Source organism: Streptomyces sp. R28 (assembly GCF_041052385.1).
Taxonomy (GTDB): domain Bacteria; phylum Actinomycetota; class Actinomycetes; order Streptomycetales; family Streptomycetaceae; genus Streptomyces.
In genome coordinates this window covers 3,602,880-3,624,666 of record NZ_CP163439.1, presented here as the reverse complement: position 1 = coordinate 3,624,666, position 21,787 = coordinate 3,602,880, and the positions used below count along the sequence as shown (strand labels likewise).

Sequence of the window (21,787 nt, the reverse complement as noted above, 5' to 3'; positions counted from 1 at the left end):
CCACTGGCCGTCGTAGCGGCCGCGAGGACAATCGTAGGTGCAGCCCGAAATCGCCGTACATGACCGATGTAACGGAAGGTGGCGATCGCTATGGCTGAACACCCGCACGCAGCACTCGTCCGCAAGGGCTACGAGGCCTTCTCGCGCGGTGACATGGACACCCTGCGCACCCTGCTGACGGGGGACGCAACGCACCACTTCCCGGGCGATCACCCGCTGGCGGGCGACTACAAGGGCCAGGACGCGTGTGTCGAGCTCTACCAGCGGCTCTTCGAAGAGACGGGCGGGACGTTGAACATCGAGCTGCGTCACCTCCTCGTCGACGGGCGTGGCCACGTGGTGTCCGTGCACCACTCCACGGCAGAGCGTCGGGGCAAGCGCGTGGAGCTGGACGGAGGCATCGTCTTCCGGATCGTCGGCGACAAGGCCAGCGACCTCGACGAGTGCGTCGACGACCTCGACAAGTTCAACGACTTCTACTCGTGAACCAGAACGCACCGATGCCACGGAGAGGTGGCGGTCGCCATGGCTGAACACCCGCACGCCCAGCTCGTCCGTCAGGGCTACGAGGCCTTCCAGCGCGGAGACATGGATACCCTGCGCGGGATGATGACCGGGGACTGTACGCACCACGTGCCCGGCTCCAGCCCGCTCTCCGGGGACTACAAGGGGATCGACAACATCATCGACGGGTACTACACGCGGCTCGCGACGGAGACGGACGGGTCGTTCCGCGTCGAGTTGCGCAACATCTTCGTCGACGGCCGCGGACACGCGATGTCCGTGCACCACTTCACCGCGGACCGGGGCGGCAAGCACATCGACGAGATGGGGGGCATCGTCTTCCGGATCGTCGGCGACAAGATGACCGACCTCGACGAGTGCGTCGCGGACATGGAGCAGACCGACGACTTCTGGTCGTGACGCGGCATGCCGAAGGCCCCGGCACCCGCCCTGGGGAAGGGCGAGGGGCCGGGGCCTTCGGTTGAAGCTGCTGAGCCCGTACCCGCGTGGCGAACGCAGGCCGCGTACAGGCTCGGGGTGCCGGACGGGAGCGGATGAGAGAGGGCCCGCTCGATTCCCTCCGGCGATCAAATCAAGTGTCAGCCCTTGAGCGCCGCGACCTTCGTGGCCAGCGCCGACTTCTTGTTGGCAGCCTGGTTCTTGTGGATGACGCCCTTGGAGACGGCCTTGTCGAGCTGACGCGCGGCAGCGCGCTGGTACTCGGTGGCCTTCTCGAGGTCACCCGCGGCAGCAGCCTCACGGGCCTTGCGGATCGCGGTCTTCAGGGAGGACTTGACGGCCTTGTTGCGCAGCCGAGCCTTCTCGTTGGTCTTGATCCGCTTGATCTGGGACTTGATGTTCGCCACTGATTGAGCCTTTTCAGGTTCAGGCACGGGGCCAGGAGGATTCCGTACAAGGAAGGATCCGGGACCCGTACCAGGTGATTTCTTGGAGTTGTGCCTCGTGCTGAGAGGGCATGAGACACAGCCACCCAGACTACCAGTGGCCCAGCGGACGGCCCAAAACGGTCTCCGGTCGCCGCCCGTGGGACCATGGAAGCTACGTATCGATCCGACCCGAGGCATAAGGCGCCTCAAGAGACAGGACCCTGCGTGCCCGCGACCCCTAACAATGTGCCCGAGCCGAGCCGTACCGACCCGGCTCTGATCCGCAATTTCTGCATCATCGCGCACATCGACCACGGCAAGTCCACACTCGCCGACCGGATGCTCCAGCTGACCGGTGTGGTCGAGCAGCGGCAGATGCGTGCTCAGTACCTCGACCGGATGGACATCGAGCGCGAGCGCGGCATCACGATCAAGTCCCAGGCGGTGCGGCTGCCGTGGGCTCCCACCCACGAACCCGGCAACACGCACATCCTCAACATGATCGACACCCCGGGGCACGTCGACTTCACCTACGAGGTCTCTCGGTCGCTCGCCGCCTGCGAGGGGACCGTCCTCCTCGTCGACGCCGCCCAGGGCATCGAGGCCCAGACCCTCGCCAACCTCTACCTGGCGATGGAGAACGACCTCACGATCATCCCGGTGCTGAACAAGATCGACCTGCCGGCCGCGCAGCCCGAGAAGTTCGCCGAGGAACTCGCCAACCTGGTCGGGTGCGAGCCCGGCGACGTCCTCCGGGTCTCCGCCAAGACCGGTGTCGGTGTCGACGCCCTGCTCGACAGGGTGGTAAAGGAGGTTCCCGCGCCGGTCGGCGTCAAGGACGCCCCCGCCCGCGCGATGATCTTCGACTCGGTCTACGACTCCTACCGGGGCGTGGTCACGTACGTCCGTGTCATCGACGGCCAGCTCAACAAGCGCGAGCGCATCAAGATGATGTCGACGGGCGCCACGCACGAGCTGCTGGAGATCGGCACGAACTCGCCCGAGATGCTGGGCGCCGACGGCCTCGGCGTCGGTGAGGTGGGCTACCTCATCACCGGTGTGAAGGACGTCCGCCAGTCCAAGGTCGGTGACACCGTCACCAGCCAGCACAAGGGCGCGACGGACGCCCTCGGCGGGTACAAGGACCCGAAGCCGATGGTCTTCTCCGGCCTGTATCCGCTGGACGGCTCCGACTACCCCGAGCTGCGCGAGGCCCTCGACAAGCTCCAGCTCAACGACGCCGCGCTGGTCTACGAGCCGGAGACCTCCGCCGCGCTCGGCTTCGGCTTCCGCGTCGGCTTCCTCGGCCTGCTGCACCTCGACGTGATCCGCGAGCGCCTGGAGCGCGAGTTCGGCCTCGATCTCATCGCGACCGCGCCGAACGTGGTCTACCGCGTCGTGATGGAGGACGGTACCGAGCACACCGTCACCAACCCGAGTGAATTCCCCGAGGGCAAGATCAACGAGGTGTACGAGCCCGTCGTACGCGCCACGATCCTCGCGCCGACCGAGTTCATCGGCTCGATCATGGAGCTGTGCCAGACCCGGCGCGGCACCCTGCTCGGCATGGACTACCTGTCCGAGGACCGGGTCGAGATCCGCTACACCCTCCCGCTCGCCGAGATCGTCTTCGACTTCTTCGACCAGCTGAAGTCGAAGACGCGTGGGTACGCGTCGCTGGACTACGAGCCCACCGGCGAGCAGACCTCCAGCCTGGTCAAGGTCGACATCCTGCTGCACGGCGACAAGGTGGACGCCTTCTCGGCGATCACGCACAAGGACGCGGCGTACGCGTACGGTGTGCGGCTCGTCGCCAAGCTGCGCGAGCTCATCCCGCGGCAGGCCTTCGAGGTGCCCATCCAGGCCGCCATCGGCTCCCGGGTCATCGCCCGCGAGACCATCCGCGCCATCCGCAAGGACGTCCTCGCCAAGTGCTACGGCGGCGACATCTCCCGTAAGCGCAAGCTGCTGGAGAAGCAGAAGGAAGGCAAGAAGCGGATGAAGATGGTGGGTTCCGTGGAGGTTCCGCAGGAGGCCTTCATCGCCGTACTGAGCAGCGATGACAGCGCGGGGTCGGGCAAGGGCAAGAAGTAACCGCCGGTAACGCGGGGTGGCCTGGCAAACCGGTGCAACAGGGGTCCGTCGTGCGCAAGTGCGGCGGGCCCCTGCGTGTCCGGCGGGTGGCCCTCTGGAGGAAGTGACAGGCCGTTGCCCCTTACGCGGTGGCCGGTCGGCCTTTACTCTGATCCCTGCTCGATAGTTACTCGCGAGTTAAACAACGGCTCGCGAGTGAAAACCGCCGTAATGAGCCGGCCGCAAAGCCGGCTATTGAGCCAGCCGCACAGTCGCGGGCCCCCGGAGGACGTCGTGAGCGACACACAGACACTGATCGAGAACCGTCCGCCGAGCGTGGCGACCCTCTTCCTGGAGCGTGTGGCGGCCACACCGGACGCCGAGGCATATCGCCATCCGGTACCGGTGGCCTCGGGGCAGGGGCCGGACGAGTGGAAGTCGCTGAGCTGGGCGCAGGCCGCCGAGCGGGTCTACGCGATCGCGGCCGGCCTCATCGAGCTGGGCGTCCAGCCCGAGCAGCGGGTGGCCCTCGCCTCCTCGACGCGGCTCGAGTGGATCCTCGCCGACCTGGGCATCATGTGTGCCGGCGCGGCCACCACCACCGTGTATCCGCAGACCAACGCCGAAGAGTCGGCGTTCATCCTGTCCGACTCCGAGAGCCGGGTGCTGATCGCCGAGGACGCGGCGCAGCTGGCCAAGGCGCAGGAGAAGCGCGCCGAGCTGCCGAACCTGACCCACGTCGTCGTCATCGACCCGGCCGGCGTCGAGACCGCCGACTGGATCCTCACCCTCGACGAGCTGGAGAAGCGCGGCGCGGCCCGGCTGGAGAAGGATGCCGACCTGGTCAAGGAGCGGGTCGGCGCGATCACCAAGGACCAGCTCGCCACCCTCATCTACACCTCCGGCACCACCGGCCGCCCCAAGGGCGTACGCCTGCCGCACGACAACTGGTCGTACATGGCGAAGGCGATCGCCGCGACGGGCCTGGTCGGTCCGGACGACGTGCAGTACCTGTGGCTGCCGCTCGCGCACGTCTTCGGCAAGGTGCTCACCTCCGGCCAGATCGAGGTCGGCCACGTCACCGCCGTCGACGGCCGGGTCGACAAGATCATCGAGAATCTGCCGGTCGTGCAGCCGACGTACATGGCGGCCGTCCCGCGCATCTTCGAGAAGGTCTACAACGGGGTCGCCGCCAAGGCCCGTGCGGGCGGTGGCGCCAAGTACAAGATCTTCCAGTGGGCCGCCGAGGTCTCCCGCGAGTACGCCAAGGTCACCCAGGACAACTTCCGGCGCACCGGCACCCACTCCGCGCCGTTCGGCCTCGCCGCCAAGCACAAGGTCGCCGACACCCTCGTGTTCGCCAAGATCCGTGAGGCCTTCGGCGGCAACCTGCGCGCCTGTGTGTCGGGCAGCGCCGCCCTCTCCCCGGAGATCGGTTACTTCTTCGCCGGCGCCGGCATCCACATCCTCGAGGGCTACGGGCTCACGGAGTCCTCGGCCGCGTCCTTCGTGAACCCGGGCGAGGCCTACCGCACCGGCACGGTCGGCAAGCCGCTGCCCGGCACGGAGGTCCGTATCGCCGACGACGGCGAGATCCTGCTGCGGGGCCCCGGCATCATGGAGGGCTACCACGGGCTGCCGGACAAGACCGCCGAGGTGCTGGAGAGCGACGGCTGGTTCCACACCGGCGACATCGGCGAGCTGTCCCCGGACGGGTACCTGCGCATCACCGACCGCAAGAAGGACCTCATCAAGACGTCGGGCGGCAAGTACATCGCGCCCGCCGAGGTCGAGGGACAGTTCAAGGCGGTGTGCCCGTACGTCTCCAACATCCTGGTGCACGGGGCCGACCGGAACTTCTGCACTGCGCTGATCGCGCTGGACGAGCCCTCGATCCTGGCGTGGGCCGAGGAGAACGGGCTCTCCGGCAAGTCGTACGCGGAGATCGTGGCCGCGCCGGCCACCGTCGAGATGGTCGACGGCTATGTGAAGCAGCTCAACGCCGGGCTTCAGAAGTGGCAGACGATCAAGAAGTTCCGGTTGCTGCCGCGGGATCTCGATGTGGAGCACGGGGAGATCACGCCGAGTCTGAAGCTGAAGCGGCCGGTGGTGGAGCGGGAGTACAAGGGGCTGATCGAGGAGATGTACGCGGGTACGCGGGAGGCGTAGCGCCGTAGAGGGAGGGGTGGCGGGGCTGCTGGCGGCTGCGGGTTCGTTGTGGCTGGTCGTGCCCACGCGGCGGAGCCGCAAATCGACACAGCCCCGCGCCCCTTCAGGTCGGGACGCGCACCCCTAATCGATGAGCCGCCGTATCTCATGGACTTGGGCGCGTAAGGCCGTCACGTTCGGGGGAGTGTCCCCGGAAAGCTGTTTCTCCAGGGCCTCCACCTGAGTGCTCAGCTCCCGGCTGTGTACGTGCTCGCGGCTCAGCAGGTGCTCCAGCTGCCTGGTCTTGCGGTGGAGGTCGAGGAAGACGCTGACCTTCGCGCGCAGTACCCACGGATCGAACGGCTTGGTCAAGTAGTCCGCGGCGCCCGTCGCATAGCCGCGGAAGGCGTAGCCCGGCTCGTCCTCCGCGCCGGTCAGGAAGATGATCGGGACGTCCTTGGTCTGGTCGAGCCGCTTGATGTTCGTGGCGGTCTCGAAGCCGTCCATGCCCGGCATGCGGACGTCGAGCAGGACCAGGGCGAAGCGTTGCCGCAGCAGCGCCTTCATCGCCTCCTCGCCCGAACGCGCGCGCACGAGCGGCTCGTTGAGGGACCCCAGGACGGCCTCCAGCGCGATCAGGTTGTCCTCCATGTCGTCGACGAGGAGGATGCCGGCACGCTCGTCGCTCGTTGCCTCAGCGCTCATGGTGAAGTGGCCTCATTCGGTGATCGTCGGCGGGACGACCTCTTCCTCGTCGGAAGTGCTCGGTCCCGGCGCTGCGGTGTTGTCCGGCTCCGTGGCAGGCTCCCGCCGCTCCGCGCCCTCGGGGTCCAGGAGGTCGCAGACGACGGTCAGGAGCTGATCCACGTCCACCGGCTTCGTTACGTAGTCGTTGGCGCCCCGCGCGATGGATTTCTCCCGGTCTCCGGGCATGGCCTTCGCGGTCAGCGCGACGATGGGCAGGTCCGTCCAGCGCGGGGTGCGGCGGATGGCGGAGATGGTCTCGTAGCCGTCCATCTCCGGCATCATGATGTCCATCAGGACGAGTTCGACGTCCGGGTTCCGCTCCAGCGTCTCGATGCCTTCGCGGCCGTTCTCGGCGTACAGGACCGGCATGCCGACCCGGCCCAGGACATGGGTGAGCGCGAAGACGTTGCGGATGTCATCGTCCACTATCAACACCCGCCGGCCGGGGAGTACCCGGCCCGCCCGGCCGGTCTGCCAGGCCTCCAGCTTGGTCGGCGTCGGCCAGGAGTCGTCCGCGTCGTGGGTGCTCGAGAAGCGCTCGGTCGACAGCTGCTCCGGCACCGGCAGCGGACGGTCCTCGGGCACTGGGCCGGTCGCCGCGTGGCCGGGGCTGATGACCGGGACGTACAGCGTGAACGTGGAGCCCCTGCCGGGCTCGCTCTCGGCGACGATACGGCCGCCCAGCAGGCCCGCGATCTCCCGGCTGATGGACAGGCCGAGGCCCGTTCCGCCGTACTTGCGGTTGGTCGTGCCGTCGGCCTGCTGGAACGCCTCGAAGATCACCGGGAGCTTCTCCCGCGCGATGCCGATACCGGTGTCGGACACCGCGAACGCGATCACCTCGTCGCCCTCGTGGACTCCCCCACTCTCGACTTCGCTCGAGCGGGGGGACCCCCATTGGTGCTCGGGGTCCTTCACCCGGTTCACCCGTAGCTCGACCCGGCCCGACGCGGTGAACTTGATCGCGTTGGACAGGAGGTTGCGCAGGATCTGCTGGAGGCGCTGCTCGTCCGAGTACATCTCGCGCGGCACGTCCTCGCCGACCGCCACCTCGAAGGCGAGCCCCCGGTCCAGGGTGAGCGGGCGGAACGTGGCGTGGACGTAGTCCAGCAGCTTGATGAGCGGCAGCTTCTTCGGGCGTACGTCCATCCGGCCGGCCTCGATCTTCGACAGGTCCAGGATGTCGTTGATCAGCTGGAGGAGGTCCGAGCCGGAGCGGTGGATCGTCGACGCGAACTGCCCCTCCTGTTCGGAGAGGTGGCCGTCCGGGTTGTCCGACAGCAACCTCGCCAGGATCAGCAGCGAGTTCAAAGGCGTGCGCAGCTCGTGCGACATGTTCGCCAGGAACTCCGACTTGTACTGCGAGGACGTCGCGAGAAGCGCTGCCTTCTCCTCCAGTTCGGCGTTCGAGCGCTGCAGTTCCGCCTGCTGCATCTGGAGTTCGTCCGAGCGTTCCTGGAGCTGCATGGCCAGGCGCTGGGACTCGCCGAGCAGGGACTCCGTGCGGGAGTTGGCGATGATCGTGTTGATCGCGACGGCGATGGTGTTCACGAACTGGTCGAAGAACGCCAGGTGCACGTCGGAGAAGCGGGAGAAGGACGCCAGCTCGATCACGCCGAGGAGCTTGTCCTCGAAGAGGATCGGGATGATGACGACACTGGTGGGCGCCGCCTCGCCGAGCCCGCTGTTGATCTTGATGTAGTCCGGCGGGGCCTCCTCGACGAGGATCCGCTTCTTCTCGCGGGCCGCCTGCCGGACCAGGCCGTGCACCGGGAGGCCGCCGGTCTCGATGGTCGTGCCCTGGGCCGAGCCGTACCCGGCGATGAACGCGAGTCCCTTCGCGGGAACGGTGGTGCGCAGCCCGGCGCTCTCCTCGTCCGGGTCGGCCAGGAAGAACGCGCCGTACTGGGCGTTCACCAGCGGCGTCAGCTCGCGCAGCAGCAGGTCGGCGACCTCCATCAGGTCGCGGTGGCCCTGCATCAGGGCGGCGAGGCGGGTCAGGTTGGACTCCAGCCAGTCCTTGGCGCGGGTCGTCTCGCGCAGGTTGGCCACCATCAGGTTGATGTTGTCCTTCAGCTCGGCGACCTCGCCCTGGGTCTCCACGGTGATCGAGCGGGACATATCGCCCTGGGCCACCGCGGAGGCGACCTCGGCGATCGCGCGGACCTGGGTGGTCAGGTTCGACGCGAGCTCGTTCACGTTCGTCGTCAGGCGCTTCCAGGTGCCGTAGACGCCCTCGACCCTTGCCTGGCCGCCGAGTTGGCCCTCGGAGCCGACCTCGCGGGCCACGCGGGTGACCTCGGAGGAGAAGGAGGAGAGCGTGTCGACCATCGTGTTGATGGCGGTCTTCAGCTCCAGGATCTCCCCGCGCGCGTCCACGTCGATCTTCTTGGACAGGTCGCCGTTGGCGACGGCGGTGGTGACCTGGGCGATGTTGCGGACCTGGGACGTGAGGTTGTCCGCCATGTAGTTGACGTTGTCCGTCAGGTCCCGCCACACGCCGGAGACGCCCAGCACCTGGGCGCGGCCGCCGAGCCGGCCGTCGGTGCCGACCTCGCGGGCGACCCTCGTCACCTCGTCGGCGAAGGCGCGCAGCTGCTCCACCATCGTGTTGACGGTGTCCTTCAGCTCCAGGATCTCGCCGCGCGCGTCGACGGTGATCTTCTTGGAGAGGTCGCCGTTGGCGACGGCGGTCGTCACCTGGGCGATGTTCCGTACCTGTGAAGTGAGGTTCAGCGCCATGAAGTTGACGTTGTCGGTGAGGTCTTTCCAGACTCCCGAGACGCCGCGCACCTGGGCCTGACCGCCGAGGTTGCCTTCGGTGCCGACCTCGCGGGCGACGCGGGTGACCTCGTCGGCGAAGGCGGAGAGCTGGTCCACCATCGTGTTGATGGTCGACTTCAGCTCCAGGATCTCGCCCTTCGCCTCCACCGTGATCTTCTTGCCGAGGTCGCCCTGGGCCACGGCGGTGGACACGAGGGCGATGTTGCGGACCTGGGAGGTCAGGTTGTCCGCCATGAAGTTGACGTTGTCGGTGAGGTCCTTCCATACGCCCGACACGCCGCGCACCTGGGCCCGGCCGCCGAGGTTGCCTTCGGTGCCGACCTCGCGGGCGACGCGGGTGACCTCGTCGGCGAAGGCGGAGAGCTGGTCCACCATCGTGTTGATGGTCGACTTGAGTTCGAGGATCTCGCCCTGGGCGTCGACGGTGATCTTCTGGCTCAGGTCGCCGTTGGCCACGGCGGTCGTCACCTGGGCGATGTTGCGGACCTGGGAGGTCAGGTTCGACGCCATGAAGTTGACGTTGTCGGTGAGGTCCTTCCATACGCCGCTGACGCCCCGCACCTGAGCCCGCCCGCCCAGCCGGCCTTCCGTGCCCACCTCGCGGGCGACCCTCGTCACCTCGTCGGCGAAGGCGGAGAGCTGGTCCACCATCGTGTTGACGGTCAGCTTCAGTTCGAGCAGCTCGCCGGTCGCCTCGACGGTGACCGTGCGGGTCAGGTCGCCGCGGGCCACCGCCGTGGTCACCAGGGCGATGTCGCGCACCTGGGCGGTCAGCCGGGACGCCATCGTGTTGACCGCCTCGGTCACGTCCCGCCAGCTGCCCGACAGACCCTGCACCTTGGCCCGCCCGCCGAGCCGGCCCTCGGTGCCGACCTCGCGGGCCACCCGGGTGACCTCGCCGGTGAACAGGGAGAGCTGGTCGACCATCTTGTTCACGGCCCGGCCCAGGCGGCGCAGGTCACCGCGTAACTGGCGGCTGCCGTCGTGCAGATCGACGCGCTGGGTGAGGTCGCCGCCGGCCACCGCGTCGAGCACGCGCGTCGCGTTCGCCGCCGGGGCCACCAGGGCGTCGAGCACGTGGTTGACGTCGTTGACCCGGGTCGTCCAGTCGCCCGGCCCCGGGCTAGCCGAGAGCCGCTCGTCGAGTCGGCCGTGGCGCACCAACTCCCGCTTGACCCGCTGCACTTCACGGTTGAAGTGGGTGCTGCGGTCCATGATCTGGTTGAAGACCGCCGTCAGCTCGGCCACCACTCCCTCTCCGGCCTCCGGCAGCCTGCGGAAGTCGCCGTCGCGGGCCGCGGTCATCGCGGCGAGCAGCGGGCGCAGTTCCGATGCTCGAATTTGACCGTCTTTCTGTCCGTCTTCGAGCACACGCGTAGCACGGTTCTCACTCATGGCGGCCCACTTCGGTAACTCGGTGCTTATGGGCGTGGCCAGTCTGTCACTCTGTCGGCGTCGACTGAGGCGTATTCGTCCGAACCGTTCGGGGAGCTGTCCATGGGGGCCATTCCGGCGCAACGGGAGACCGTTACCCGTGCCTCTGATGTGCCTGCACATGGGCGAGGAGGCTCCGAAACCCGCACCACCCTCCCCGGCAGCCCCCTCTCCCCGGGCTCCGCCCGCACCCTCGTGCGCAACGCCCTGACCGAATGGGCCGCCTCCGGTCTCCCCGGCACCGAACACCTCACCGACCGTCTCGTCGACGACGCCGTCGTGGCCGTCAGCGAACTGGTCACCAACGCGGTCGTGCACGCCGGTACCGATGTCGAGCTCACCTGCCGGCTGGAGGAGGACACCGGCGCCCTCGTCGTCGAGGTCCTGGACCACCACCCCTCGCGCGCCCCGCGCGACGCGGAGATCGAGGCGCCGTACGAGACCCCGGAGTACGGGCGCGGCCTGCGGCTGGTGTCCCGGCTCGCCGAGTCCTGGGGCGTCACCTATCGCACCGGCGCCAAGATCGTGTGGGCGCGGCTGCCCGCCGAGGACCCCATCGCGGCCAGGGACGACACCGAGGCGTACGCCGAGGAACGCGCGCTGGAGCGCGGGCTGCGCGTCGCCGAGATCCTCGCCCCGGAGCCCCAGCGCGCCGAGCGGGACCGGGACTGGCTCAACCGGGGCGCCCTGTCCTTCCTCGCCGAGGCCTCCGACCTGCTCGCCGGGCAGCTCGACGAGAACCTGGTCGCCGCCCTCGCCGGCCAGCTGATCGTGCCGCGGCTGGCGGACTGGTGCGCGGTGTGGCTGGAGGACGAGATGGCCGGACGCTGGGGATACCCCCGATCCGGTGACACCGAGGGCGGGGGAGGCTGGACGGCGGACGTCGTCGCGGGCACCGGACCCCGGCTCGCCCGTGTCTGGCACGGCTCCGAGAACCTCATCGAGGAACTCCGGCGCGCCCTGGAGAAGGAGCCCCCGCCCTCCTGCGACAGCCACCGCACCGGGCCCGTCGCCTATCCCTGGCCTGGTGAGGCGCTCGGTGCGCGCGGGGTGCGCGGCACGGCGCTCGCGTACCGGCTGGTCGCCGGCGGCCGCCCGCTGGGCACGCTGGTCATCGGGCGGGCCGACCTCATGTGCTTCCCCGACGAGGTCACCGGGCTCGTCGAGGACCTCAGCCGCCGGGTGGCCCTCGCCATCGGCGCGGCCCGCCAGTACGCCCGGCAGGCCACCATCAGCCGGGTCCTGCAGCGCGGACTGCTGCCCGGCGCCGTCGCGGAGATCCCCGGGGTGGTCAGCGCCCTGGTGTACGAGCCGTACGACAAGGGCGGCCCGAGCGGCGACTTCTACGACCTGTTCCCGGCCGGCGACGGCCGCTGGTGCTTCGCCATCGGCGACGTGCAGGGCAAGGGCCCCGAGGCGGCCGTGGTGATCGGCATCGCGCGGCCCTGGCTGCGGCTCCTGGCCCGCGAGGGCTACCGCGTCGCCGACGTCCTCGACCGCCTCAACCAGCTCCTCCTCGACGACGCCACGGAGGCCGCCGACGCCGCCGCCCGCGCCCTCGTCGGCCCGGTCCCGGCCGGCGACGGCCCGCAGACCCGCTTCCTGTCCCTGCTGTACGGCGAGCTGACCCCCTTCGACGGCGGCGTCCGCTGCACCCTCGCCTCCGCCGGGCACCCGCTGCCGTTGCTGTTGGGCGCCGGCGGCGAGGTCCACACGGCCGCGCACCCACAGACCCTCCTCGGGGTCGTCGAGGACGCGACGTACACCAGCGAGACCTTCGAGCTGCGCTCCGGCGACACCCTGCTGTGCGTGACCGACGGGGTGACGGAGCGGCGCAGCGGCTCCCGCCAGTTCGACGACGGCGACGGCCTCGCGACCGCGCTCGCCGGGTGCGCGGGCCTGAACGCCCAGCTGATCGCGGAACGCATCCGGAGGCTGGTGCACGAGTTCAGCGGCCGTCCGCCGGAGGACGATCTGGCGCTGCTGGTGCTGCAGGCCGAGTAACCGGCCGGGTACGGGACAATAGAACCCATGCCCTCCGCACTCCCCGACGGCGAGCCCGTCCCCGACGACGGCGCGCTCCCCGCGTCCGCGCTCGCCGGGTCCGCCGACCGCCCCCTCGGCTTCTACCTGCACGTCCCGTACTGCGCGACCCGCTGCGGCTACTGCGACTTCAACACCTACACGGCGACCGAGCTGCGCGGCACGGGCGGCGTGCTGGCGTCCCGCGACAACTACGCCGAGACGCTGATCGACGAGGTCCGCCTGGCCCGCAAGGTCCTCGGCGACGACCCGCGCGAGGTCCGCACGGTCTTCGTCGGCGGCGGTACGCCCACGCTGCTGGCCGCCGACGACCTCGTACGGATGCTGGGGGCGATCCGCGACGAGTTCGGTCTCGCGCCGGACGCGGAGATCACCACGGAGGCGAACCCGGACTCGGTGGACCCGGCGTATCTGGCCAGGCTGCGGGAGGGCGGCTTCAACCGGCTGTCCTTCGGCATGCAGAGCGCGAGGCAGCATGTGCTGAAGGTGCTGGACCGGACCCACACACCCGGGCGTCCGGAGGCCTGCGTCGCGGAGGCCCGCGCGGCGGGCTTCGAGCACGTGAACCTGGACCTGATCTACGGAACACCGGGTGAGTCGGACGACGACTGGCGGGCGTCGCTGGAGGCTGCGCTCGGCGCCGGGCCGGACCATGTGTCGGCGTACGCCCTGATCGTCGAGGAAGGCACGCAGCTGGCCCGGCGTATCCGTCGCGGCGAGGTGCCGATGACGGACGACGACGTGCACGCGGACCGTTACCTGATCGCCGAGGAGACGCTCACGGCGGCCGGTTTCGACTGGTACGAGGTCTCGAACTGGGCGACCTCGGAAGCGGGCCGCTGCCTGCACAACGAGCTGTACTGGCGGGGCGCGGACTGGTGGGGCGCCGGGCCGGGGGCGCACTCGCACGTGGGCGGGGTGCGCTGGTGGAACGTGAAGCATCCGGGGGCATACGCGGCTGCGCTGGCGGCGGGACGGTCGCCGGGGGCCGGGCGCGAGCTCCTGTCGGAGGAGGACCGCAGGGTGGAGCGGATCCTCCTGGAGCTGCGGCTTCGGGAGGGGGTGCCGCTGGAGCTGCTGCGGGAGGAGGGGCTTGCGGCTTCTCGGCGGGCGCTGGGGGAGGGGCTGCTGCAGGAGGGGCCGTATGCGGAGGGGCGTGCGGTGCTGACGTTGCGGGGGCGGTTGCTGGCGGATGCGGTGGTCAGGGACTTGGTGGACTGATCACTCCGGTGGTACGAGGTCTCGAACTGGGCGACCTCGGAAGCGGGCCGCTGCCTGCACAACGAGCTGTACTGGCGGGGCGCGGACTGGTGGGGCGCCGGGCCGGGGGCGCACTCGCACGTGGGCGGGGTGCGCTGGTGGAACGTGAAGCATCCGGGGGCATACGCGGCTGCGCTGGCGGCGGGACGGTCGCCGGGGGCCGGGCGCGAGCTCCTGTCGGAGGAGGACCGCAGGGTGGAGCGGATCCTCCTGGAGCTGCGGCTTCGGGAGGGGGTGCCGCTGGAGCTGCTGCGGGAGGAGGGGCTTGCGGCTTCTCGGCGGGCGCTGGGGGAGGGGCTGCTGCAGGAGGGGCCGTATGCGGAGGGGCGTGCGGTGCTGACGTTGCGGGGGCGGTTGCTGGCGGATGCGGTGGTCAGGGACTTGGTGGACTGATCACTCCGGCGGGTGAATCACTGGGGGAGGAGCGTTCCGATCCGATCATGGCGCAGTGCGTTCTGCTCACCGAGCCGAAGGGCGACGGAGAGGAAGCCGACTACCAGGTGCGGAGGACGAGCGCATTCGGCTACCCCGTCCCGATGGAGCACCTCGGCATCGAACTGAGCATGACCGAATTCGGTGCCTACAGCGACATCAAGCCTCACCGCTGGACGTAACGAAGTCGATCAACTCCTCCACCCGCCCCAGCAACTCCGGCTCCAGGTCCTTGTAAGACCCCACCCGCCCCAGAATCGCCTGCCACACCGCTCCGGTGTTCTCCGACGGCCACCCCAGCGCCCGGCACACCCCCGTCTTCCAGTCCTGCCCGCGCGGCACCTTCGGCCACCCCGGAATCCCCAGCGACGACGGCTTCACCGCCTCCCAGATGTCGATGTACGGGTGGCCCACGACCAGCGCGTGCTCACTCGTCACCGACTCGGCGATGCGCCACTCCTTCGAGCCCGGCACCAGGTGGTCCACCAGGACCCCCAGGCGGGCGTCCGGACCCGGCGCGAAATCGGCCACGATCGACGGCAGGTCGTCGACGCCCTCCAGGTACTCCACCACCACGCCCTCGACGCGCAGGTCGTCGCCCCACACCTTCTCGACCAGCTCGGCGTCGTGCCGGCCCTCGACATAGATACGGCCGGCGCGGGCCACGCGCGCGCGTGCCTGCGGGACGGCGACCGAACCGGATGCCGTCCGGGTGGGACGTACCGGAGCGGCGGACGACGGCCGCACGAGGGTGACCGCCTTGCCCTCCAGCAGGAACCCCCGCGGTTCCAGCGGGAACACCCGGTGCTTGCCGAAGCGGTCCTCCAGGGTCACCGTGCCCGCCTCGCAGCGGATCACCGCGCCGCAGAAACCCGTGCCCGGCTCCTCCACCACCAGGCCCGGGTCCGCCGGGACCTCGGGGACGGGCTTCGGCTTCTTCCAGGGCGGGGTCAGGTCCGGCGAGTACTGGCGCATTCGGATGACGATAGGAGAAGCGCGACTCGTGCGTCCCGCGGAATCATCGCGACACGCCGAAGCGGGCCGCCAAGGTGTCGCGCTGGCGGCGCACGAACTCCGCGTCCACCACCGCTCCGTGACCGGGCACGTACAGCGCGTCCTCACCGCCCAGGTCCAGCAGCCGGTCCAGGGCCGCCGGCCAGTGCGACGGTACGGCGTCGGGGCCGGCCTGGGGTTCGCCGGACTCCTCCACCAGGTCGCCGCAGAAGACCACCTCGGGAGAGCCGGGCCCGCCCGGCACGAGCACGACCAGGTCATGAGCCGTGTGGGCAGGGCCCACGTTCGCCAGGAGGACCTGGCGGGCGCCGTCCAGGTCGAGGGTCCACTCGCCGCTCACCTGGTGGTGCGGGCGGACCAGGGCGTCGATCGCCTCGTCCGCCGCGTCCTGGTCCAGGCCGTTGCGTACGGCGTCCGCGCGCAGTTCCGCCCGCTCGTGCGCGAACACCGTGTCCAGGCCCACCGCCCCGTACACCTGCGCGCCCGCGAACGCCGCCGCCCCGAAGACATGGTCGAAGTGGGGATGCGTCAGCGCGAGATGAGTCACACGGTGACCCGCGAGCCACTGTGCCTGCGTACGCAGCCGCACGCCTTCCGCGAGGCTCGACCCGGCGTCGACGATCAGCGCGCCGCCCTCCCCGACGACCAGCCCCGCAGTGCAGTCCCAGCCCGGAAGCCGGCACCGCCCCACCCCGGCCGCCAGCCGCTCCCACCCGAGCTCTTCCCAAGTCACCGTCATACGGCGACGCTAACCAAGACACCACCGTCGGGCACGGTGGTGCTGGACCGGCCTTGCCCGGGGCGTACCCCACCGCCGTACACTGGGCCGGGGACGGCTGGCACTCGGACGGACAGAGTGCCAGGTAAAGCGCCAAGGGGACGAAACTGGAGGTGTGCGCGGGATGCTGAGTGAACGCAGGCTTCAGGTGCTGCGCGCCATCGTCCAGGACTATGTCGGGACCGAGGAGCCGGTGGGCTCCAAGGCGCTCACCGAGCGGCACAACCTCGGCGTCTCCCCGGCGACCGTTCGCAACGACATGGCGGCCCTGGAGGACGAGGGCTACATCGCCCAGCCGCACACCAGCGCGGGGCGGATCCCGACCGACAAGGGCTACCGGCTGTTCGTCGACAAGCTCGCCGGCGTCAAGCCGATGAGCCCGCCGGAGCGGCGCGCGATCCAGAACTTCCTCGAGGGCGCCGTAGACCTCGACGACGTCGTGGCGCGCACCGTACGGCTGCTCGCGCAGCTCACCCGGCAGGTCGCCGTCGTGCAGTACCCGTCGCTGACCCGGTCCACCGTCCGGCACGTCGAGCTGCTCTCGCTCGCACCCGCGCGCGTGATGCTCGTGCTGATCACGGACACCGGACGGGTCGAGCAGCGGATGATCGACTGTCCCGCACCCTTCGGTGAGGCGTCGCTCGCGGATCTACGCGCGCGGCTCAACAGCAGGGTCGCGGGGCGGCGCTTCACCGATGTGCCGACGCTCGTCGAGGACCTCGCCGAGGCCTTCGACATCGAGGACCGCGGCACTGTCTCGGCTGTGCTCTCCACCCTCCTGGAGACGCTCGTCGAGGAGAACGAAGAGCGGCTGATGATCGGCGGCACCGCCAATCTCACCCGCTTCGGACATGACTTCCCCCTCACCATCCGGCCCGTCCTGGAGGCCCTGGAGGAGCACGTGGTGCTCCTCAAACTCCTTGGCGAGGCGGGGGATTCGGGCATGACCGTGCGCATCGGGCACGAGAACGCCTATGAGGGACTCAACTCCACGTCTGTCGTGTCGGTCGGCTACGGTTCGGGCGGTGAGGCAGTAGCCAAGCTCGGCGTGGTCGGACCGACCCGCATGGATTACCCGGGAACGATGGGAGCGGTACGCGCAGTGGCACGGTACGTCGGACAGATCCTGGCGGAGTCGTAAGTGGCCACGGACTACTACGCCGTTCTCGGCGTGCGTCGCGACGCGTCGCAGGAAGAGATCAAGAAGGCCTTCCGGCGGCTCGCGCGCGAGCTGCACCCGGACGTCAATCCGGATCCGAAGACCCAGGAGCGGTTCAAGGAGATCAACGCCGCTTACGAGGTGTTGTCGGACCCGCAGAAGAAGCAGGTCTACGACCTCGGCGGCGACCCGCTGTCCCAGGCGGGCGGCGGGGGAGCCGGCGGCTTCGGCGCGGGCGGCTTCGGGAACTTCTCGGACATCATGGACGCGTTCTTCGGTACGGCGTCGCAGCGCGGGCCGCGCTCGCGCACGCGCCGGGGCCAGGACGCGATGATCCGCCTCGAGATCGAGCTCGACGAGGCGGCCTTCGGTACGACGAAGGACATCCAGGTCGACACGGCCGTCGTCTGCAACACCTGTAACGGTGAGGGGGCCGCCCCCGGCACTTCCGCCCAGACGTGTGACATGTGCCGCGGCCGCGGTGAGGTGTCGCAGGTGACCCGGTCCTTCCTGGGCCAGGTCATGACGTCCCGGCCCTGCCCGCAGTGCCAGGGCTTCGGCACCGTCGTCCCGACGCCGTGCCCGGAGTGCGCGGGCGACGGGCGGGTACGGTCCCGTCGGACCCTGACCGTCAAGATCCCGGCCGGTGTGGACAACGGCACGCGGATCCAGCTCGCCGGTGAGGGCGAGGTCGGGCCGGGCGGCGGTCCCGCCGGTGACCTCTACGTCGAGATCCACGAACTCCCGCACCAGACCTTCCAGCGGCGCGGCGACGACCTGCACTGCACGGTGACGATCCCGATGACGGCGGCGTCCCTCGGCACGAAGGTGCCGCTGGAGACGCTGGACGGCATGGAGGAGGTCGACATCCGGCCCGGCACCCAGTCCGGCCAGTCGATCCCGCTGCACGGTCGGGGTGTCACACATCTGCGCGGCGGCGGCCGCGGCGACCTCATCGTGCACGTCGAGGTCACCACACCGACCAAGCTGGACCCCGAGCAGGAACGCCTGCTGCGCGAGCTGGCCAAGCTGCGGGGCGAGGAGCGGCCGCAGGGGCAGTTCCAGCCTGGGCAGCAAGGTCTGTTCTCGCGGTTGAAGGATGCCTTCAACGGGCGCTGACCCCCCGGGGAAAGTGTTGGCCTATGCCAAGGGGAAGGGTCGATTCGGACTTGTTCGGAGGACGTGACAACATGCCGTCATGTCCTCCGCGCTGACCGATCTTTTCCCGCTTCCGATCGTGCAGGCCCCCATGGCGGGCGGCGTCTCCGTGCCGCAGCTCGCCGCTGCCGTGTCCGAGGCCGGTGGGCTGGGCTTTCTCGCCGCCGGGTACAAAACCGCCGACGGGATGTACCAGGAGATCAAGCAGCTGCGGGGGCTGACGGGGCGTCCCTTCGGGGTCAATCTGTTCATGCCGCAGCCGGAGTATGCCGACGCCGCGGCCGTGGAGGTCTACGCCCACCAGCTCGCCGGCGAGGCCGCCTGGTACGAGATCGAGCTGGGGGACCCGGACAGCGGGCGGGACGACGGGTACGACGCCAAGCTCGCCGTGCTGCTCGACAACCCCGTGCCCGTCGTCTCCTTCCACTTCGGCGCGCCCAGCAGCGAGGTGCTGGAGTCGTTGCGGCGTGCCGGAACCTTCACTCTCGTCACCGCCACCACCCCGGACGAGGCCCTCGCCGTGCAGCGGGCCGGTGCCGACGCCGTGATCGTGCAGGGGGTCGAGGCCGGCGGCCACCAGGGCACCCATCGCGACAACCCCGAGACCGACGGCACCGGCATCGGGCTGCTGTCGCTCGTCGCCCAGGTCCGTGAGGCCGTGAACCTGCCCATCGTCGCCGCCGGCGGCATCATGCGCGGCAGCCAGATCGCCGCCGTACTCGCCGCCGGCGCCGGCGCCGCCCAGCTCGGGACCGCCTTCCTGGCCACCCCGGAGTCCGGCGCCAACGCCCTGCACAAGCAGGCCCTGACCAACCCCCTGTTCGTACGGACCGAGTTGACGCGCGCCTTCTCCGGGCGCCCCGCCCGCGGCCTCGTCAACCGTTTCCTGCGCGAGCACGGGCCGTACGCCCCCGCCGCCTATCCCGAGGTCCACCACCTCACCTCGCCCCTGCGCAAGAAGGCCGCCGCGTCCGGCGACGCGCAGGCCATGGCGCTGTGGGCCGGGCAGGGGCACCGGATGGCGCGTGAACTGCCCGCCGGGCAGCTGGTGGAGGTGCTGGCCGCCGAGCTGGACGCGGCGACGACAGCGTTGTCGGCTCTGCGCAGGGGCGGTGCGGGCGCATGACCGCTCCCGTGTTCGTGGTCGAGCACCTCCCGGCCGGCGGTGGGCAGCGGTACGTCCTCGACGGGCCCGAGGGGCGGCATGCCGTCTCCGTCAAGCGGCTGCGGGCGGGGGAGGCCGTCGTCCTCACGGACGGCGAGGGCCGCTGGGCCGACTGCGAGGTGATCGACACCGAGGGCAAGGACCGGCTGGTTCTGCAGCTGGGTGCGGTGGCCGAGGAGCCTGCGGAGCAGCCCCGTATCACCGTCGTCCAGGCCCTTCCCAAGGGTGACCGCGGTGAGCTGGCCGTCGAGACCATGACCGAGACCGGCGTCGACGCGATCGTGCCCTGGGCGGCCGCCCGGTGCATCACGCAGTGGAAGGGCGAGCGGGGCGCGAAGGCCCTCGGCAAGTGGCGGGCCACCGCCCGCGAGGCCGGCAAGCAGTCGCGCCGGGTGCGCTTCCCCCAGGTCGCGGACGCGGCCACGACCAAGCAGGTCGCGGCACTTCTCGCCGAGGCCGACTTCGCCGCCGTACTGCACGAGGAACGCGGCTACGGCAGCGAGCCGCTCGCGACGGCCGAACTGCCCGCCGAGGGCGAGATCGTGCTCGTCGTCGGCCCCGAAGGCGGCGTGTCCCCCGAGGAGTTGGCCCTCTTCGAGGAGGCGGGTGCCAAGGCGTACCGTCTGGGCCGTACCGTCCTGCGCACCTCCACCGCCGGAACCGCGGCGACGGCACTGCTCCTCGGCCGCACCGGCCGCTGGTCCCGGTCCTGACACCCGGAGGACGTTCGCCGTGGAACTCGCCCAAGTGCGGCTGCTGGTCAGCGACTTCGCCGCCTGTTACCGCTTCTACGCCGACGTCCTCGGCCTCAAGCCGCAGTCGGGCGCGACGAACGGGCCGTACGAGAAGTTCAGCCCCGCCGTCGGCGCGGCGGGCATCGCCCTTCAGGACCGGGCGATGATGGCCGAGGTCCTGGGCGAACTGGGTGACGCCGCCGAAGGGCACCGCTCCCTGGTGGTGCTGCGGGTCGACGACCTGGACGCCTGTTGCGAGCGGATCACCTCACGCGGCGCGACCCTCCTGCACGGCCCCGCCCCGATGACCGACCGCATGCGCGTCGCCCACCTCAAGGACCCGGAGGGGAACCTGGTGGAGCTGCAGGAGTGGCTGCTGCTGCGCGGCTGAGGACGGCGTCGAACAGCTCCCAGCCGTCCAGCTCCGCGGCCCCCGGCAGAAGTCCGCGGGCCGTCGCCTCGTCGACGAGAGCGCGTACGACACCGGGTTCGCGCAGGTTGAGCAGCTTCCCGGGGCCGGTCGCCACGCATCCGACGTACGCATGGCCGTAGGAGACGGCCCGGCCCTCGCCCTCCCGGAAGACGATCCGGGTACGCACACCGTCCAGGGTCAGGTGGAGGACGTCGCGGTGCACGTCACCCTCACCCTCACCGTCCCCGTGCTGGTGCCGCACGCTCCAGAGATACGTCGTCCGCTCGTCCACGACGAGCCTGCGCAGCCGGCGGTCGTTGCCCATCCGGCCACGCTACGGCGCCGGGCACCGCCTGGTCTCCGGGTTTTGCGCCGGTCAGTTGGTCGCCCCCCAGATTGTGACGTGCGCGAGCAAGGAGTGGCCGTATGTGCCCTACCGCGTCCGCGGGGACAGTGGCAGGCTGCCCTCCATGGGGGCGTTCAGGAGGGTTTGGGGTCGTGCCGGTAGTGCCGGTCGCGCGGAGCGCACGCATGTGGCGCGGGTGGCAGGCGTGGCGGGTCTCGCCGTGGTCGCCGTCGGCGGGCTGGTCGCCTGTGATCCGGGCGGGCTGAGCAGCGCGACCGTGGCGTTCACGACCGACCAGACGGTGACCGCGGAGCTGGAGCGGCAGAAGGCCGACGTGCAGTGGCTCAACTGCACGGGGTCGTACGACAACGGCGACGGCAAGGGCAACGGCAGGTCCGCCGCACCGACGGCGAGCGAGAACACCGTGGTCAAGGTCGACTGCGAGGGCGAGACCAAGGACGGCAAGGACATCACCGTCACCGGCAGGATCACCCGGGCCGTCAGCGGTTCCTGTGTGCGCGGCGACCTCGTCGCCAAGGTCGGCGGCAAGGAGTGGTTCCACGTGAACGGGCTGGGCAACTGCGATGCCACGCCCTCGCCCGTCAACCCGCCCGGCAACGGACAGCAGCCGGGGCCCACGGTCACGGTGACCGTCACCAGGACCGTCTACTGCAAGGAGCACCCGAACTGCTGGCCGGAGGGCAAGTGA

At 70.0% G+C, this 21,787-nt stretch carries 19 protein-coding genes and 1 pseudogene; 14 read left to right on the top strand and 6 right to left on the bottom strand.

The genetic code is table 11. The features are described 5' to 3' along the window. Positions 1 to 90: 90 nt before the first annotated feature. Both AB5J49_RS16025 and AB5J49_RS16020 read left to right on the top strand, forming a co-directional pair. Positions 91 to 486, top strand: coding sequence for a nuclear transport factor 2 family protein (locus AB5J49_RS16025; RefSeq protein ID WP_369169315.1), 396 nt, complete (start codon positions 91 to 93; stop codon positions 484 to 486). 39 nt (positions 487 to 525) lie between these two features. Then, complete coding sequence (locus AB5J49_RS16020) at positions 526 to 924, top strand: nuclear transport factor 2 family protein (protein ID WP_369169314.1); 399 nt, start codon at positions 526 to 528, stop codon at positions 922 to 924. A gap of 179 nt (positions 925 to 1,103) precedes the next feature. Here the strand turns inward: AB5J49_RS16020 and rpsT are convergent, their stop codons facing one another. After that, complete coding sequence (gene rpsT, locus AB5J49_RS16015) at positions 1,104 to 1,370, bottom strand: 30S ribosomal protein S20 (RefSeq protein ID WP_369169313.1); 267 nt, start codon at positions 1,368 to 1,370, stop codon at positions 1,104 to 1,106. Between the two features lie 246 nt (positions 1,371 to 1,616). Between rpsT and lepA the strand changes: the two genes are divergently transcribed. Both lepA and AB5J49_RS16005 read left to right on the top strand, forming a co-directional pair. After that, positions 1,617 to 3,485, top strand: a complete 1,869-nt coding sequence (gene lepA / locus AB5J49_RS16010) for a translation elongation factor 4 (RefSeq protein WP_369169312.1) — start codon at positions 1,617 to 1,619, stop codon at positions 3,483 to 3,485. Positions 3,486 to 3,758: 273 nt separating this feature from the next. Continuing rightward, entirely contained in the window at positions 3,759 to 5,633 is a 1,875-nt protein-coding gene (locus AB5J49_RS16005) for a long-chain fatty acid--CoA ligase (RefSeq protein ID WP_369169311.1), read from the top strand. A gap of 123 nt (positions 5,634 to 5,756) precedes the next feature. Here the strand turns inward: AB5J49_RS16005 and AB5J49_RS16000 are convergent, their stop codons facing one another. After that, the gene (locus AB5J49_RS16000; RefSeq protein ID WP_369169310.1) at positions 5,757 to 6,317 is read right to left on the bottom strand and encodes a two-component system response regulator; all 561 of its coding nucleotides are present in this window, start codon (positions 6,315 to 6,317) and stop codon (positions 5,757 to 5,759) included. Positions 6,318 to 6,329: 12 nt separating this feature from the next. Next, the gene (locus tag AB5J49_RS15995; RefSeq protein WP_369169309.1) at positions 6,330 to 10,538 is read right to left on the bottom strand and encodes a HAMP domain-containing protein; all 4,209 of its coding nucleotides are present in this window, start codon (positions 10,536 to 10,538) and stop codon (positions 6,330 to 6,332) included. Between the two features lie 102 nt (positions 10,539 to 10,640). On the opposite strand from AB5J49_RS15995, the gene AB5J49_RS15990 reads away from it, so the two are divergent. The 4 genes and pseudogenes from AB5J49_RS15990 (at position 10,641) to AB5J49_RS15975 (ending at position 14,494) form a co-directional block, all read left to right on the top strand. Further along, on the top strand, positions 10,641 to 12,581 hold the full coding sequence (locus AB5J49_RS15990; protein ID WP_369169308.1) for a SpoIIE family protein phosphatase: 1,941 nt from the start codon (positions 10,641 to 10,643) through the stop codon (positions 12,579 to 12,581). Between the two features lie 27 nt (positions 12,582 to 12,608). After that, positions 12,609 to 13,841: a radical SAM family heme chaperone HemW gene (gene hemW, locus AB5J49_RS15985; RefSeq protein ID WP_369169307.1), complete on the top strand. Its 1,233-nt coding sequence runs from the start codon at positions 12,609 to 12,611 to the stop codon at positions 13,839 to 13,841. Positions 13,842 to 13,850: 9 nt separating this feature from the next. Further along, a pseudogene (locus AB5J49_RS15980) lies at positions 13,851 to 14,273 on the top strand (coproporphyrinogen III oxidase); the annotation flags it as partial. A 47-nt stretch (positions 14,274 to 14,320) separates the two neighbouring features. Then, positions 14,321 to 14,494, top strand: coding sequence for a hypothetical protein (locus AB5J49_RS15975; RefSeq protein WP_369169306.1), 174 nt, complete (start codon positions 14,321 to 14,323; stop codon positions 14,492 to 14,494). Here AB5J49_RS15975 and AB5J49_RS15970 read toward each other — a convergent pair. Further along, a complete protein-coding gene (locus tag AB5J49_RS15970; protein ID WP_369169305.1) occupies positions 14,472 to 15,287 on the bottom strand; it encodes a DUF3097 domain-containing protein in 816 nt (271 codons plus the stop codon). The genes AB5J49_RS15975 and AB5J49_RS15970 overlap by 23 nt on opposite strands. Before the next feature lie 43 nt (positions 15,288 to 15,330). After that, positions 15,331 to 16,065, bottom strand: coding sequence for an MBL fold metallo-hydrolase (locus tag AB5J49_RS15965; protein ID WP_369169304.1), 735 nt, complete (start codon positions 16,063 to 16,065; stop codon positions 15,331 to 15,333). Positions 16,066 to 16,228: 163 nt separating this feature from the next. Between AB5J49_RS15965 and hrcA the strand changes: the two genes are divergently transcribed. The 5 genes from hrcA (at position 16,229) to AB5J49_RS15940 (ending at position 20,711) form a co-directional block, all read left to right on the top strand. Next, the gene (gene hrcA, locus AB5J49_RS15960) at positions 16,229 to 17,245 is read left to right on the top strand and encodes a heat-inducible transcriptional repressor HrcA (protein WP_369169303.1); all 1,017 of its coding nucleotides are present in this window, start codon (positions 16,229 to 16,231) and stop codon (positions 17,243 to 17,245) included. Further along, positions 17,246 to 18,382 carry a molecular chaperone DnaJ gene (dnaJ, locus tag AB5J49_RS15955; RefSeq protein WP_369169302.1) on the top strand — a complete coding sequence of 379 codons (1,137 nt, stop codon included), beginning with the start codon at positions 17,246 to 17,248 and terminating at the stop codon, positions 18,380 to 18,382. Between the two features lie 79 nt (positions 18,383 to 18,461). Then, a complete protein-coding gene (locus AB5J49_RS15950; RefSeq protein ID WP_369169301.1) occupies positions 18,462 to 19,547 on the top strand; it encodes a nitronate monooxygenase in 1,086 nt (361 codons plus the stop codon). Further along, positions 19,544 to 20,299: a 16S rRNA (uracil(1498)-N(3))-methyltransferase gene (locus AB5J49_RS15945; protein ID WP_369169300.1), complete on the top strand. Its 756-nt coding sequence runs from the start codon at positions 19,544 to 19,546 to the stop codon at positions 20,297 to 20,299. Before AB5J49_RS15950 ends, AB5J49_RS15945 begins: the two co-directional genes overlap by 4 nt. Positions 20,300 to 20,318: 19 nt before the next feature. Beyond that, positions 20,319 to 20,711, top strand: a complete 393-nt coding sequence (locus AB5J49_RS15940) for a VOC family protein (RefSeq protein WP_369169299.1) — start codon at positions 20,319 to 20,321, stop codon at positions 20,709 to 20,711. On the opposite strand, the gene AB5J49_RS15935 is transcribed toward AB5J49_RS15940, so the two are convergent. Next, entirely contained in the window at positions 20,653 to 21,057 is a 405-nt protein-coding gene (locus tag AB5J49_RS15935) for a hypothetical protein (protein ID WP_369169298.1), read from the bottom strand. The genes AB5J49_RS15940 and AB5J49_RS15935 overlap by 59 nt on opposite strands. Positions 21,058 to 21,274: 217 nt before the next feature. On the opposite strand from AB5J49_RS15935, the gene AB5J49_RS15930 reads away from it, so the two are divergent. Continuing rightward, positions 21,275 to 21,787 carry a hypothetical protein gene (locus tag AB5J49_RS15930; RefSeq protein ID WP_369175148.1) on the top strand — a complete coding sequence of 171 codons (513 nt, stop codon included), beginning with the start codon at positions 21,275 to 21,277 and terminating at the stop codon, positions 21,785 to 21,787.

Excerpts from the sequence above, each read along its gene's own strand:
- AB5J49_RS15995 (WP_369169309.1), bottom strand. The coding sequence starts at position 10,538 with ATGAGTGAGAACCGTGCTACGCGTGTGCTCGAAGACGGACAGAAAGAC.
- hrcA (WP_369169303.1), top strand. The coding sequence starts at position 16,229 with ATGCTGAGTGAACGCAGGCTTCAGGTGCTGCGCGCCATCGTCCAGGAC.
- AB5J49_RS16025 (WP_369169315.1), top strand. The coding sequence starts at position 91 with ATGGCTGAACACCCGCACGCAGCACTCGTCCGCAAGGGCTACGAGGCC.
- AB5J49_RS16000 (WP_369169310.1), bottom strand. The coding sequence starts at position 6,317 with ATGAGCGCTGAGGCAACGAGCGACGAGCGTGCCGGCATCCTCCTCGTC.
- AB5J49_RS15935 (WP_369169298.1), bottom strand. The coding sequence starts at position 21,057 with ATGGGCAACGACCGCCGGCTGCGCAGGCTCGTCGTGGACGAGCGGACG.
- AB5J49_RS15975 (WP_369169306.1), top strand. The coding sequence starts at position 14,321 with ATGGCGCAGTGCGTTCTGCTCACCGAGCCGAAGGGCGACGGAGAGGAA.
- AB5J49_RS15950 (WP_369169301.1), top strand. The coding sequence starts at position 18,462 with ATGTCCTCCGCGCTGACCGATCTTTTCCCGCTTCCGATCGTGCAGGCC.
- hemW (WP_369169307.1), top strand. The coding sequence starts at position 12,609 with ATGCCCTCCGCACTCCCCGACGGCGAGCCCGTCCCCGACGACGGCGCG.
- AB5J49_RS15990 (WP_369169308.1), top strand. The coding sequence starts at position 10,641 with ATGGGGGCCATTCCGGCGCAACGGGAGACCGTTACCCGTGCCTCTGAT.
- AB5J49_RS16020 (WP_369169314.1), top strand. The coding sequence starts at position 526 with ATGGCTGAACACCCGCACGCCCAGCTCGTCCGTCAGGGCTACGAGGCC.
- AB5J49_RS15965 (WP_369169304.1), bottom strand. The coding sequence starts at position 16,065 with ATGACGGTGACTTGGGAAGAGCTCGGGTGGGAGCGGCTGGCGGCCGGG.
- AB5J49_RS15970 (WP_369169305.1), bottom strand. The coding sequence starts at position 15,287 with ATGCGCCAGTACTCGCCGGACCTGACCCCGCCCTGGAAGAAGCCGAAG.
- AB5J49_RS15945 (WP_369169300.1), top strand. The coding sequence starts at position 19,544 with ATGACCGCTCCCGTGTTCGTGGTCGAGCACCTCCCGGCCGGCGGTGGG.